The organism is Bacillus sp. JJ1566 (assembly GCF_036962685.1).
In the GTDB taxonomy this organism is placed as follows: Bacteria; Bacillota; Bacilli; order Bacillales; family Bacillaceae_L; genus Ferdinandcohnia.
The window spans coordinates 43,899-57,882 of record NZ_JBALOP010000007.1; the positions used below are offsets into that span (position 1 = coordinate 43,899).

14 protein-coding genes and 1 riboswitch are annotated in these 13,984 nt (G+C 38.2%); of the genes, 13 read left to right on the forward strand and 1 reads right to left on the reverse strand.

The window, feature by feature from the left end:
• The first annotated feature begins 120 nt into the window (after positions 1–120).
• From V7112_RS04370 to V7112_RS04395, 6 genes are all read left to right on the forward strand, one after another.
• On the forward strand, positions 121–894 hold the full coding sequence (locus V7112_RS04370; RefSeq protein WP_335415969.1) for an enoyl-CoA hydratase: 774 nt from the start codon (positions 121–123) through the stop codon (positions 892–894).
• 76 nt (positions 895–970) lie between these two features.
• The gene (locus tag V7112_RS04375; RefSeq protein ID WP_335415971.1) at positions 971–1,747 is read left to right on the forward strand and encodes an electron transfer flavoprotein subunit beta/FixA family protein; all 777 of its coding nucleotides are present in this window, start codon (positions 971–973) and stop codon (positions 1,745–1,747) included.
• Positions 1,748–1,819: 72 nt separating this feature from the next.
• Positions 1,820–2,797 carry an electron transfer flavoprotein subunit alpha/FixB family protein gene (locus tag V7112_RS04380; RefSeq protein WP_335415974.1) on the forward strand — a complete coding sequence of 326 codons (978 nt, stop codon included), beginning with the start codon at positions 1,820–1,822 and terminating at the stop codon, positions 2,795–2,797.
• Positions 2,798–3,197: 400 nt separating this feature from the next.
• On the forward strand, positions 3,198–3,512 hold the full coding sequence (gene trxA, locus V7112_RS04385; RefSeq protein ID WP_335415977.1) for a thioredoxin: 315 nt from the start codon (positions 3,198–3,200) through the stop codon (positions 3,510–3,512).
• Between the two features lie 164 nt (positions 3,513–3,676).
• Complete coding sequence (gene uvrC / locus V7112_RS04390; protein WP_335416390.1) at positions 3,677–5,449, forward strand: excinuclease ABC subunit UvrC; 1,773 nt, start codon at positions 3,677–3,679, stop codon at positions 5,447–5,449.
• Positions 5,450–5,516: 67 nt separating this feature from the next.
• A riboswitch (Lysine riboswitch) is annotated at positions 5,517–5,696 on the forward strand.
• Between the two features lie 98 nt (positions 5,697–5,794).
• A complete protein-coding gene (locus tag V7112_RS04395; protein ID WP_335415980.1) occupies positions 5,795–7,039 on the forward strand; it encodes an aspartate kinase in 1,245 nt (414 codons plus the stop codon).
• Positions 7,040–7,128: 89 nt separating this feature from the next.
• On the opposite strand, the gene V7112_RS04400 is transcribed toward V7112_RS04395, so the two are convergent.
• On the reverse strand, positions 7,129–7,584 hold the full coding sequence (locus V7112_RS04400) for a YslB family protein (RefSeq protein WP_335415982.1): 456 nt from the start codon (positions 7,582–7,584) through the stop codon (positions 7,129–7,131).
• A 385-nt stretch (positions 7,585–7,969) separates the two neighbouring features.
• On the opposite strand from V7112_RS04400, the gene V7112_RS04405 reads away from it, so the two are divergent.
• From V7112_RS04405 to racE, 7 genes are all read left to right on the forward strand, one after another.
• Entirely contained in the window at positions 7,970–8,578 is a 609-nt protein-coding gene (locus V7112_RS04405; RefSeq protein WP_335415984.1) for a succinate dehydrogenase cytochrome b558 subunit, read from the forward strand.
• A 72-nt stretch (positions 8,579–8,650) separates the two neighbouring features.
• Positions 8,651–10,411 carry a succinate dehydrogenase flavoprotein subunit gene (gene sdhA, locus V7112_RS04410; RefSeq protein WP_335415986.1) on the forward strand — a complete coding sequence of 587 codons (1,761 nt, stop codon included), beginning with the start codon at positions 8,651–8,653 and terminating at the stop codon, positions 10,409–10,411.
• Position 10,412: 1 nt separating this feature from the next.
• Positions 10,413–11,171 (forward strand): succinate dehydrogenase iron-sulfur subunit, encoded by a 759-nt coding sequence (gene sdhB / locus V7112_RS04415; RefSeq protein WP_335415989.1) that lies wholly within the window; start codon positions 10,413–10,415, stop codon positions 11,169–11,171.
• A 169-nt stretch (positions 11,172–11,340) separates the two neighbouring features.
• A complete protein-coding gene (locus tag V7112_RS04420; protein ID WP_335415992.1) occupies positions 11,341–11,790 on the forward strand; it encodes an acyl-CoA thioesterase in 450 nt (149 codons plus the stop codon).
• Positions 11,791–11,970: 180 nt separating this feature from the next.
• Entirely contained in the window at positions 11,971–12,195 is a 225-nt protein-coding gene (gene gerE, locus V7112_RS04425) for a spore germination transcription factor GerE (protein WP_077619002.1), read from the forward strand.
• A gap of 391 nt (positions 12,196–12,586) precedes the next feature.
• On the forward strand, positions 12,587–13,045 hold the full coding sequence (locus tag V7112_RS04430; RefSeq protein ID WP_335415996.1) for a MarR family winged helix-turn-helix transcriptional regulator: 459 nt from the start codon (positions 12,587–12,589) through the stop codon (positions 13,043–13,045).
• 10 nt (positions 13,046–13,055) lie between these two features.
• A complete protein-coding gene (racE, locus tag V7112_RS04435) occupies positions 13,056–13,850 on the forward strand; it encodes a glutamate racemase (RefSeq protein ID WP_335415998.1) in 795 nt (264 codons plus the stop codon).
• Positions 13,851–13,984 lie beyond the last annotated feature (134 nt).

Sequence of the window (13,984 nt, forward strand, 5' to 3'; positions counted from 1 at the left end):
CCTGTGGCAACGTCTTTGTTACCCACATCGTGTGGGCCTAAAAAAAATCGGGCGCAAATACGATAAGGCGCATTTGATTGAGGTGTGTTACATACAAATACATAATTAGGAGGGATGGAGATGGAGTTTTTTAAAGTAAAAGTAGATGATTACATTGCCACTATTACCTTTAATCGACCTCCAGCAAATGCATTATCAACAATTGTTTTGAAAGAGCTTACAAGTTTACTAGACGATATCGAATTTGATGATGCTGTACGGGTTTTGGTTATTCATGGGGAAGGCAGATTCTTCTCTGCTGGGGCCGATATAAAAGAGTTTACTACAATTAGTTCAGGTGAAGAATTTTCAAATCTAGCGAGAAAGGGTCAAACCTTATTTGAAAGAATGGAGCGATTCCCAAAACCGATAATTGCAAGTATTCACGGAGCTGCCTTAGGTGGTGGTCTAGAACTAGCAATGGCATGTCACTTCCGTCTTGTCAGTGAAAAGGCAAAGCTTGGATTACCTGAGCTACAGCTTGGACTAATCCCTGGATTTGCGGGTTCAGCACGCTTACCACGCTATGTAGGAGTTGCTAAAGCGGCCCAGATGCTTTGGACAAGTGACCCAATTAGCGGTATAGAAGCTGTCCAATTTGGTTTAGCAAACCAGGCTTTCCCAGAAGAAAAACTACATGTGGAAACGATGAAAATTGCAAAGAAAATTGCCGGGAAAAGCCCAGTCTCCATAAAAGCCTCAATTGAATTATTAAATTTAATGAAGAACGAACAATATGAAGCAACTGTTAAACGAGAAGCCGTATTATTCGGTGAAATGTTCGTTTCTGAAGATGGGCAAGAAGGAATAACTGCCTTCATTGAAAAACGTCAACCAACGTTTAAAGGGAAATAATAGAATTCGAGTTTTTAGTAATTAAATAGATTAGATTTTTTTACAATTAGGCATAAAAACATTAGGAGGGAAACACATGAACATCTTTGTTATTTTGAAAAGAACATTTGATACAGAAGAAAAAATCGTTGTGAATAATGGACAAATCAGTGAAGATGGTGCTGAATTTATTATTAACCCATATGACGAATATGCGGTTGAAGAAGCAATCAGGCTTCGTGACGCAAACGGTGGAGAAGTAACAGTTGTAACAGTTGCTACGACTGATGAAGCCGATAAAGAGTTACGTACAGCATTAGCAATGGGTGCAGATAAAGCTGTAATGATTAATACAGAAGATGATCTTGAGGACGGAGATCAATATACAACTGCAAAAATTTTAGGTGAGTACTTAAAAGATAAGGATGCTGATATCATTTTAGGTGGCAACGTTGCAATCGATGGAGGTTCTGGTCAAGTAGGTCCGCGTGTTGCTGGAATTTTAGATATTCCTTATGTAACGACAATTACAAAACTTGAGGTTAACGGTTCAAAAGTAACAGTAGTCAGAGATGTTGAAGGGGACTCGGAAGTAATCGAGACTTCCTTACCATTACTTGTAACTTGTCAACAAGGTTTAAATGAGCCTCGCTATCCATCATTACCAGGAATAATGAAAGCAAAGAAAAAGCCACTTGATGAACTTGAGTTAGATGATTTAGATTTAGATGAAGATGACGTAGAAGCAAAAACAAAAACAATTGAAATCTATCTGCCGCCTAAAAAAGAAGCTGGTAGAGTGCTTGAAGGTGAGTTAGAAGATCAGGTCAAAGAATTAGTATCACTTCTTCATAATGAAGCAAAGGTTGTATAACCGAAACGAAATAAAGTTGTTTTTGTATCCGGTTTCAAAAAATTACTCAACTAATCTAGGGGGTTACGCATAATGTCAAGAAAAGTTATAGTTTTAGGGGAAGCGCGTGACGGTGCGTTACGTAACGTATCTTTTGAAGCAATTGCGGCCGGTAAAACAGTTGCAGAAGGTGGCGAAGTAGTTGCAGTTTTAGTTGGAGACTCTGTAAGCTCACTAGCAAATGAATTAATCCATTACGGTGCGGACCGAGTTGTAACAGTGGAAGATGCAAAATTAGGATCATATACTCCGGACGGATACTCACAAGCCTTACTGGCAGTTATTGATGCTGAATCACCAGAAGGTTTAATATTTGGACATACTGCATTAGGTAAAGACCTATCACCAAAAATTGCAGGAAAACTTAATTCTGGTTTGATTTCTGACGTAACTGCTATTGAAATCGCAGGTGGAAACATTGTCTTTACTCGTCCTATTTATTCAGGTAAGGCTTTTGAAAAGAAAATTGTGACGGACGGATTAATGATTGCAAGTGTTCGTCCAAACAATATTACCCCACTTGAAAAAGACGAGTCACGTTCTGGTGAAGTTTCTTCTCTAACTGTTGACATTAAGGATTTACGTACAATTGTAAAAGAAGTAGTGCGTAAGGCAACTGAAGGTGTTGATTTGTCTGAAGCGAAGGTTGTTATTGCAGGTGGACGTGGAGTGAAAAGCGCAGAAGGCTTCGAGCCATTAAAAGAATTAGCAACTGTACTTGGTGGAGCTATAGGTGCTTCCCGCGGTGCATGTGATGCTGATTACTGTGACTACTCCCTTCAAATTGGTCAAACAGGTAAGGTTGTAACTCCAGATCTTTATATCGCTTGTGGCATCTCGGGAGCAATTCAGCACTTAGCTGGAATGTCAAACTCTAGAGTTATCGTTGCAATCAACAAAGATCCAGAAGCAAACATTTTCAAGGTTGCGGACTATGGAATTGTTGGAGACCTTTTTGAAGTAGTTCCAATGCTTACTGAAGAGTTTAAAAAATTAAAAGTAAATGCATAATGTGTAGTGAAGCGAGCTAATTAGTTCGCTTTATTTAAGGGGAATTTTTCTATTTTACCTTTGAAAAAAATATGGTATACTAATCAAGCGATGAGCTGAATTGCATAAGTCGGGTTGACACGCCTTTTGGCAGGCACTATGTGGAGTGCTGTCCCTCGCCGCAATACGCAAAAAGACGTCCTTTGAGGGCGTCTTTTTTTTTCTATTCGGCCAACTTCTGTTTCCATACATATCAGCTTAAAAAATTGGGGAAGATGATTATGGATGAAGTTTAATTTCTATTCTTCTATGGTTTTTAGTTAACTGTTTTTTTATGAAGCAAATCATTCGTAAAATGACATTCCAAATGTTATACTCTTGGTAGAATTTCAAAGTTGTAACATATTTAGGAGGGGTTTAAATGGCAATTACAAACGTAACGGATCAAAGTTTTGACACAGAAACAAAAGATGGTGTAGTATTAGCAGATTTCTGGGCACCTTGGTGTGGACCTTGTAAGATGATTGCTCCAGTATTAGAAGAATTAGATTCTGAAATTGGAGACAAAGTAAAAATTGTAAAGCTTGATGTAGATGACAACCAAGAAACTGCAGCTAAGTTTGGTGTAATGAGCATCCCAACTTTACTTGTATTTAAAAACGGTGAAGTTGTAGATAAAGTAGTTGGCTACCAACCAAAAGAAGCACTAGCTGAAAGACTTGCTAACCACTATTAATCGTCTTAGAAAAAAACAGCCATCTCGGCTGTTTTTTGTTTTGTCAGGAAATAATTCCTTTATTTACACGTACAACTTCTCCTTAAAGATGTTACAATATAGGATACGGCTTACCCTTCCAAAACGAGGGAAGTATCACTTTTATGATAGATGGAGTGGTTGCGATGCACGATCATCTTAAAGAAAAATTAGCAATACTACCGGATCAGCCCGGTTGTTATTTAATGAAAGACAGGCAAGGTACAATAATATATGTAGGAAAAGCGAAAGTGTTAAAGAACCGTGTTCGGTCTTATTTCACAGGATCACATGATGGGAAAACATTGAGACTTGTAAATGAGATTGAGGACTTTGAATATATCGTAACATCTTCAAATATTGAAGCTCTGCTACTAGAAATCAATTTAATTAAAAAACATGATCCGAAATATAATATCATGCTAAAGGATGACAAGACGTATCCTTTTATTAAAATTACCGCTGAAAAACATCCTCGTTTATTGATTACACGTAAAGTTAAGAAGGATAAAGGAAAATACTTTGGTCCGTACCCGAACGTCATGGCGGCAACTGAAACAAAAAAACTACTAGATCGGATTTATCCTTTACGAAAATGTTCAACTCTACCAGATAAGGTTTGTTTGTACTATCATATCGGTCAATGTCTTGCTCCATGTGTGAACGAGGTAACTGATGAAACAAATAAAAAAATGGTAGACGACATCATTCGCTTTCTAAATGGTGGGTATAAGGAAATCAAAGCAGAGCTAACAGAACGAATGGTAAAGGCTTCAGAAGAACTTGATTTTGAGAGAGCAAAAGAATACCGTGATCAAATCACAAGTATTGAAACAACGATGGAAAAACAGAAGATGACGATGACCGATTTTATCGATCGTGATGTTTTTGGTTATTCCTATGATAAAGGCTGGATGTGTGTTCAAGTCTTTTTTATCCGACAAGGGAAATTAATAGAACGGGATGTTTCTTTATTCCCATTCTATAATGAGCCTGAACAGGATTTCCTAACCTACCTTGGGCAATTCTATTTAAAAGAAAATCATTTTAAACCAAAGGAAATTCTACTTCCTAGTTCAATTGACCATGTGATTGCTGAGCAATTACTAGAGGTAAACGTTCAACAGCCTAGTCGAGGAAAGAAAAAACAACTAGTGGAATTAGCAAGGAAAAATGCCAAAATCGCGTTAACTGAGAAATTTGCTCTGATTGAGCGCGATGAAGAGCGGACAATCAAGGCGGTTGAAAACTTAGGCCAACAACTGGGAATATACACGCCCCATCGGATTGAGGCGTTTGATAACTCGAATATCCAAGGAACAGACCCTGTTTCAGCAATGATTGTTTTTACGGATGGAAAACCGGATAAAAAAGAATATAGAAAATATAAAATTAAATCAGTTCAAGGTCCTGATGATTATGAATCAATGAGAGAGGTTGTCAGGAGAAGATATAGTCGTGCTCTCAAAGATAATCTACCCTTACCTGACTTAATCATCATTGACGGAGGAAAAGGTCATCTTGCTGCAGTAAGAGATATTCTAGAAAATGAGTTAGGTTTGGAAATTCCTTTAGCTGGGTTGGCAAAAGACGATAAGCATAGAACTTCAGAATTGTTAATAGGCGACCCACCTGAAATCGTGGAACTGCCAAGAAATAGCCAGGAATTTTATCTTCTCCAACGGATTCAAGATGAAGTTCACCGTTTTGCGATTACCTTTCATCGTCAAGTCCGTGGAAAAAGTGCCTTTCAATCTGTGCTTGATAACATTCCTGGAGTCGGGGAAAAACGAAAGAAAGCATTGCTAAAGCATTTTGGTTCAATCAAGAAGCTGAAGGAAGCAAGTATTGAGGAAATCCAACAGGCCAATATTCCTCGTCCTACCGCTGAAGTAATCTTTGAAAAATTAAAGGAATAGTCGTTGCTATTTTAAAAATACTCTGATATAATCCTAACTAATATAATATTACACTTCATTACGTTGAAGTGATGATAGAGGTGCGATCTTTATCAGTATGCAATTGGAGGGGAGTGAGACCCTATGATTATTGCAGAAAGGAAAGTTCGCCGAAGTGAAAAAAGGACTCATCTCTTTTTTTGCTGGTCTTATGTTTAAGAGACGTAAGATTGTCAAGATGAATTAATCTTGGAGAGCTATCTCACGATGTGACACGTTTTTGTTTACGTATATCACAGCAATGAGATAATCTCATTGCTGTTTTTTATTATCCAGAAATTCAAAAAGAAGGGTTGAGAGCAGAGCATGGGGATCATCGTACAAAAGTTTGGAGGCACCTCAGTAGGGTCACCAGATAGAATCAAAAATGTTGCAAATCGCGTTATTCAAGAAGTGCAAGCAGGAAACCAAGTTGTCGTTGTTGTTTCAGCAATGGGGAAAACTACAGATCAACTTGTAACCTTAGCAAATGAAATTACAAGTACGCCGAGTAAACGTGAGATGGATATGCTGTTAAGTACAGGCGAACAAATAACAATTGCCCTTTTATCAATGGCGATACAAGAGCAAGGCTATAAATCTGTATCCTATACAGGCTGGCAGGCTGGTATTGAAACTGAGGCCATACATAGCAATGCCCGCATTGAGAATATTGAAGTTTCAAGAGTAAAGGACAGCCTAAAAGAAGGAAAAATTGTAGTAGTTGCAGGGTTCCAGGGAATTAGTAGTTCTGGAGATATAACGACTCTTGGACGAGGAGGATCTGATACAACTGCAGTTGCACTTGCTGCAGCATTAAATGCAGACAAATGTGATATCTACACAGATGTAACAGGTGTATATACGACTGATCCTCGTGTAGTTCCATCTGCACGTAAACTTCATTCCGTTTCCTATGATGAAATGCTTGAGCTTGCAAACCTGGGTGCGGGTGTGCTTCATCCACGTGCAGTAGAATTTGCGAAAAATTTTGAAATGCCGCTTGAAGTTCGTTCAAGCTTAGAGCTAGAAAATGGAACCATTATTGAGGAGGAAGTTTCAATGGAAAAGAATCTTGTTGTTAGGGGAATTGCTTTTGAAGACCAGATTACTCGGGTTACAGTATCTGGCTTACCAAATGAATTACACACACTATCAACCATCTTTGGTACACTCGCAAAGAATGGTCTTAACGTAGATATTATCATTCAAAACCAAACTGATGAAAATCATACCAATATTTCATTTTCAGTAAAAACACCAGATCTACGCGATACTCTAGCTGTATTAGAAAATAACAAAGATTTATTAAAATATGAAAGTATCCAGCATGAAGATGGTTTAGCAAAGGTTTCGATTGTAGGCTCTGGGATGGTTTCAAATCCAGGGGTTGCGGCTGATATGTTCCAGGTGCTTGCAAAAGAAAACATTGAAGTAAAAATGGTAAGTACATCGGAAATCAAAGTTTCTACTGTTGTTGATCAAGGAAGTATGGTTCTCGCGGTTGAAGCTTTACATGACTCATATAATTTAGCTGCTGTTGAAGAAGAAAAAGCAAAAGTTAAACTATAATATAAACTCAAAAAGGGCCGTTCAAAGGAAATTATTATCCATTGGGCGCCCTTTTCAATATAAAAAACCTGCACGAAGTGTGCAGGCTTTTAATCTTCGGTAATGTCTTTTTGGTCCCATTTTACCGTAAATATGATTTTTTGCGCTCGTCTTTTTTGTTGTTCAAAGCTTTCAGTGATTCGATTTTTCTGTTGTTGAATTTGTTGAGCAAGAAAACCGGATTCAAGTTGGAATGTACAAATATCTTTTCGTTTAAAACGAGAAGACACGATTGTACCATCCAAATGAAATTCGATGGAATTCTTATCCAAACGTTCTACCTTAAGGTCTCCCCATCCAGCATCATGAAAAAACGAAATAATTTCTTCAATCGTTGGTAAGGGGAATTTACGGGCAAGATTTTTTCCAGCCCAGTATAAAATCTGTGGAGTTTCTTTTCCAAATAAATCTGGAATTAAAATTTCACGTATGAGTTCATACCCAAAAACAGAAACGGTCTGTTCATTTGAATTTACATGTTGTTCATTGATGTTAATGTTCTTCACTGCATTCCCCTCTTTCTCCATTCTTTATTATAAACTATCGGGGGTAAGAAACACATGAAATTTTTTGTTTCTTTTTGTCATAAAAAATCGTTTTAAAAATCAGATGGTTCTAACAAAAGTGTCTAAATATTATCAGATTCGTGAATAAATTGTGTACCAGTTTCCTTGACGCTCTTGCTTTATGGGAGTAAAATGTATTTGTTACATTATACTGATAAAAGAAAATTGCGGTTACATTTGTCTTTTTATCTATGAATAAATTAATTTGTAGTTTACTGCAAGGGTTTTCAATTGTCAGTTTTTATTCGTCCTAATACATAATTTTGGGGATGAGGAATTAAAAGAGTACCTTGAAGGTGCGGTTTATTACTAAGGGGGGTAAAGTATGGCGGGAAATCGTGAATTTTTTAATCGCAGGCTTCATTCATTATTAGGTGTTATTCCAGTGGGAGTGTTCTTATTGGTACACTTAACAGCGAATAACTTTGCGACAAGAGGAGAAGAGGCATTTAACAGTGCTGCTGGATTTATGGGAAGTCTCCCATTTAGAATCTTATTAGAGGTAGTTGTTATTTATCTACCATTATTATTTCACGCGATTTACGGTCTGTATATTGCCTTTACTGCAAATAACAATGTGAGTAGATATGGTTTCTTCCGTAACTGGATGTTCTTCTTACAACGTATATCCGGAATCATTACTCTAATTTTTGTGGCATGGCATGTATGGGAAACGCGAATTGCTGCTGCTTTTGGAGCAGAGGTTAACTTCCAAATGATGGAGGAAATCTTAAGCTCACCAGCAATGCTTGTTTTCTATCTTGTAGGTGTAATTTCTACAATTTTCCATTTCTCAAATGGACTTTGGTCATTTGCTGTTAGTTGGGGGCTAACTATAACTCCTCGCTCTCAACAAGTTGCAACATATGTGACAATCATTATTTTTATTGCATTAACATACGTAGGTGTTTCTACAATTTTTGCTTTCGTTTAAGAATTTGAAAATTAGAACGTTCACAGTTTTTATTACAAGCTGAACGATCTCTTTATTGGGGAGTGAGTTACTTTGAGTCAAGGAAAAGTTATCGTAGTTGGTGGTGGATTAGCTGGTTTGATGGCTACCATCAAGGCTGCTGAAGAAGGAACACAAGTTGATTTATTTTCACTCGTACCTGTAAAACGCTCTCACTCTGTTTGTGCACAAGGTGGGATTAACGGTGCGGTTAATACAAAAGGTGAAGGGGATTCTCCTTGGATCCACTTCGACGATACAGTGTATGGTGGAGACTTCCTAGCAAACCAAAAGCCAGTTAAGGCTATGTGTGAAGCTGCACCAGGAATCATTCATTTAATGGACCGAATGGGAGTTATGTTTAACCGTACACCAGAAGGTTTACTTGATTTCCGTCGATTCGGTGGAACACAGCACCATCGTACTGCATTCGCTGGGGCAACAACTGGTCAGCAGTTGCTTTATGCATTAGACGAGCAAGTTCGTCGTCATGAAGTAGCGGGACTTGTAACAAAGTACGAAGGTTGGGAATTCCTAGGAATCATACAAGACGATGAAGGAATTTGTCGTGGTATCGTAGCACAAAACCTTCATTCAATGGAAATTAAATCATTCCCTGCTGATGCTGTTATCATGGCATCTGGCGGACCTGGAATCATCTTTGGTAAAACAACAAACTCAGTGATTAACACTGGTTCTGCTGCATCAATTGTGTACCAACAAGGTGCATATTATGCAAACGGTGAGTTCATTCAAATCCACCCAACTGCAATTCCTGGAGATGACAAACTTCGCCTAATGAGTGAATCTGCTCGTGGTGAAGGTGGACGAGTTTGGACTTATAAAGATGGTAAGCCTTGGTACTTCTTGGAGGAAAAATATCCTGCATACGGAAACCTAGTTCCACGTGATATTGCAACACGTGAAATCTTCCATGTATGTGTAGATATGAAGCTTGGTATCAATGGTGAAAACATGGTTTACCTAGATCTTTCTCATAAGGATCCAAAAGAACTTGATATTAAATTAGGTGGAATTATAGAAATCTATGAAAAATTCATGGGTGATGATCCACGTAAAGTTCCAATGAAAATCTTCCCTGCTGTTCACTACTCAATGGGTGGATTATGGGTTGACGATCATCAACAAACAAATATCCCTGGTTTATTTGCTGCTGGAGAGTGTGATTTCTCACAACATGGTGCAAACCGCTTAGGTGCGAACTCACTATTATCAGCTATCTATGGTGGTATGGTTGCTGGTCCTAACGCAGTTCATTACATCAAAGGATTGAAGAAGGGTACTGATTCCATTTCTTCAACTGTTTTCGATAGCCATGTAAAACAAGAGCAAGAAAAATGGGATAACATTATGTCAATGGATGGTACTGAGAATGCATACGTCCTTCATAAAGAGCTTGGTGAATGGATGACAGATAACGTAACAGTTGTTCGTTACAATGACAAGCTATTAAAGACAGACGAAAAGATTCAAGAGCTTATGGAGCGTTATAAAAACATTAATATTAATGACACATCTAAGTGGAGCAACCAAGGTGCTACATTTACTCGTCAATTACAAAATATGCTTCAGCTTGCACGTGTAATCACAATCGGTGCCTATAACCGTAACGAAAGCCGTGGGGCACACTATAAGCCTGACTTCCCTGATCGTAATGACGAGGATTTCTTAAAAACAACTATGGCTAAATTTACTGGTGAGGATACTGCGCCAGCATTCCATTATGAAGAAGTAGATACTTCATTAATCACACCACGTAAACGTGACTATACAAAGAATAAGGAGGAAAAGTAAGATGAGTGAAAAAACAGTTGAATTTCATGTTACTCGTCAGGATACTCCAGATTCCGATCCTTATGTGATTAAATTTAAGGTACCCTACCGAAAAAATATGAACGTCATTTCCGCTTTAATGGAATTTCGTCGTAATCCGGTAGATATCACTGGAAATACAGTTGCCCCAATTACTTGGGATATGAACTGTTTAGAAGAGGTTTGCGGTGCTTGTTCAATGATTATTAACGGCAAGCCACGTCAATCTTGTTCAGCACTTATTGACCAGCTTGAACAACCAATCAAACTTGAGCCAATGAAGACATTCCCTATTGTACGTGACCTACAGATAGACCGTAGTAGAATGTTTGATTCCTTGAAAAAAGTCAAAGCTTGGATCCCAATTGACGGAACATACGATTTGGGACCTGGCCCACGTATGCCAGAGAAGAAACGTCAATGGGCATATGAATTATCTAAATGTATGACATGTGGTGTATGTCTAGAAGCATGTCCGAACGTAAACAGTAAATCTGAGTTCATTGGACCTGCTCCATTATCACAAGTTCGTTTGTTCAACGCTCACCCAACTGGAGCTATGAATAAAGGAGAACGTTTAGAAACAATCATGGGAGATGGAGGCCTAGCAAACTGTGGTAACTCACAAAACTGTGTACAGTCTTGTCCAAAAGGTATCCCACTCACAACTTCAATTGCAGCTCTAAACAGAGACACTTCTATCCAAGCATTCAGAAATATGTTTGGTAGTGACCAAGTCTAATAGATAAGGCGAAAGCGCTCCTTCATGCAAATGGAGGAGTGCTTTTTTTACGAGGAGAACTTTTTTTGGTGTCCACTTTTAAGAAGTTGTGAAAAAACCTCCTTTTCCCCTTAGAAGATGGCACCACTTTACCTTGACCTGAATAATCTTATGTAAGGGAGCTATTGGAATGAAACATATTACGTATATCGATGATATTGAGACATGGGCAAATACATTTGAGTTTTTCCAACCGATTCAAGTACGCTTTTCCGAAACAGATATGTTTGGACATTTAAATAACACTGTACCCTTTACTTACTTTGAAGAAGCAAGAATTCAGTTTTTTAATCATCTTGGGTTTATGCAAAAATGGACCGACCAATCAAGTGATGCAATCCCAGTAGTTGCAAGCCAACAATGTGATTATTTGAAACAAGTCTTTTTTGGAGACCAACTTAAGCTGTTTGTTAAAATTAATCAACTAGGCAATTCTTCAATGGATATTCACTATATGGCAAAGGACAAAGAGGGGTTCATTTGTTTTGTTGGAAGGAGTACATTAGTTCAAATGTCAAAGCTGTCAGGAAAAGGGAAACCATGGTCCGATGAGATGAAGCATATGTTAAAAAGCACCTAACCTATATTGTATGAGCTAAGTAGCACAATAATACCAATACACTAAAAAATAGACGCGAAAAAGTCTACATATCAACCTTTTAACAGTCACAGCAACACTCTCCTTCTCATACTATATTGTGACTAAATATATACCCATCCAGTAGTTCAGCTCGAACCTTAGCAAGGAGGGTTACAATACTTGAAGGAGAAAGAGTTTCAACCAAAACCGCTACTAACAAAAAGAGAGAGAGAAGTTTTTGAATTACTAGTTCAAGACAAAACAACGAAAGATATCGCAAATGAATTATTCATAAGCGAAAAAACAGTTCGTAACCACATTTCGAACGCGATGCAGAAGCTGGGAGTAAAGGGGCGTTCTCAAGCAGTTGTAGAGCTCCTTCGTATGGGAGAACTTGAACTTTAAGTATTACCGGCTACACTTTACACAAGTAATGTAGCCGGTTACTTATTTAGAGGAGTTCAAAAAGTCAGCCGAAAATGACACGTCGAATTTCTGCGTTGGCTTGCTTTTTCGTTCCTCACGTATTAACTGCATATGTTTCGTTCCTCAAAGCTGCGCCGCCTTGAAATTCTTGATCCTTTTCAACCTCATCTTGAACACATTATTTAGTAAACAACTACATATTTCAAAATACTTGAACTTGCTTTTTGCGCGAAAAAAGTAGAAAATAAGAATAATATAGTTTTTTCCCTGAAATGAAAAAAGGTTCTTACGGATGACACAATTCACTAACTGCGACACGAAACAAAAAACAGTTAGATTTTTAACTAAAACTTTACTAGGAGAGGATGTAATGACAGTTCAAGAGAGCAATGAAACAAAAGACTACCAAATAATCGCTGATACCGAAAAATCTCTTCGTTTTATTTCCGGTTTACTCAAACAAAAAGGTCGTGAAATCTTAAGTAACTTCACAATTACAACACCACAATTTATTGCCCTTCAGTGGTTGCTTGAACATGGAGATATGACAATTGGTGAATTATCAAATAAAATGTACTTAGCATGCAGCACAACAACCGATCTTGTTGATCGAATGGAAAAGAATAATCTTGTCATGCGTGTAAAAGACCCGAAAGATCGACGTGTTGTTCGAATTCATTTACTTGAAGAAGGAGGACGCATCATCGAGGAAGTTATTAAAAAAAGACAAGATTATTTACACGAAATCATGGCAAACTTCTCTAGCGAAGAAGTGGTCCAACTAGAAAAAAGTCTAAAGAAATTACATCAAGAAATGCGAGTAGAATGAGGCGAAACGTTTGAAAAGACCAATCGGAGTTATTGATTCCGGGGTGGGCGGTTTAACCGTTGCTCGGGAAATAATTAGACAATTACCAAATGAAGAAATCATTTATTTAGGTGATAACGCAAGATGTCCGTACGGGCCAAGACCGAAAGAAGAAGTTCGTCAGTTTACATGGGAGCTGACGAACTATTTATTGTCACATGATATAAAAATGCTTGTGATAGCATGCAATACGGCAACCGCCCTTGTATTGGACGAAATCCAAGCTGAGCTTTCCATCCCGGTAATCGGCGTAGTCTACCCTGGGGCAAGGACTGCTCTGAAGGTGACTGAAAATAACTATGTTGGTGTTATCGGGACTGTCAACACAATCGAAAGTGGAGCATATGAAGATGCACTAAAATCAATCAACAATCAAATCAATGTCGAAAGTCTCGCATGCCCCCGATTTGTTCCGATTGTCGAAGCAGGGGAGTTTGTTGGCCACAAGGCTGAACAAATTGTAGCAGAATCATTGGAGGTTTTAAGAAGCAAAGAAATCGACACCTTGATTCTTGGTTGCACCCATTATCCACTTCTTCGTGACACCATCCAAGCCTATCTTGGAGATCGAATTAAGCTCATCGATTCCGGCGCCGAAACCGCCCGTGAAGTCAGTACCGTATTGTTCTATAGTGGATTATTAAACAAAAAGACGAGAAAAAAGAATCATCTGTTCCTTACAACTGGTGAAAAAGAAATCTTCCAAGAAATCGCCACCACCTGGTTTGAACAACCAGTGTATAATGTGAAGTCAGTAAAGCTGTAAAAAGCAGAAAGTCCCCGAGGTGGGGCTTTTTTGTTTGGTCTATGAAAAAATGCTGTGACCAAGGCTTACGGTACATGCTCGAAAGAAAAAAAGGTGAGTGTGTACCGCAAGAAAGGTTTAGTGGTACACGCTCG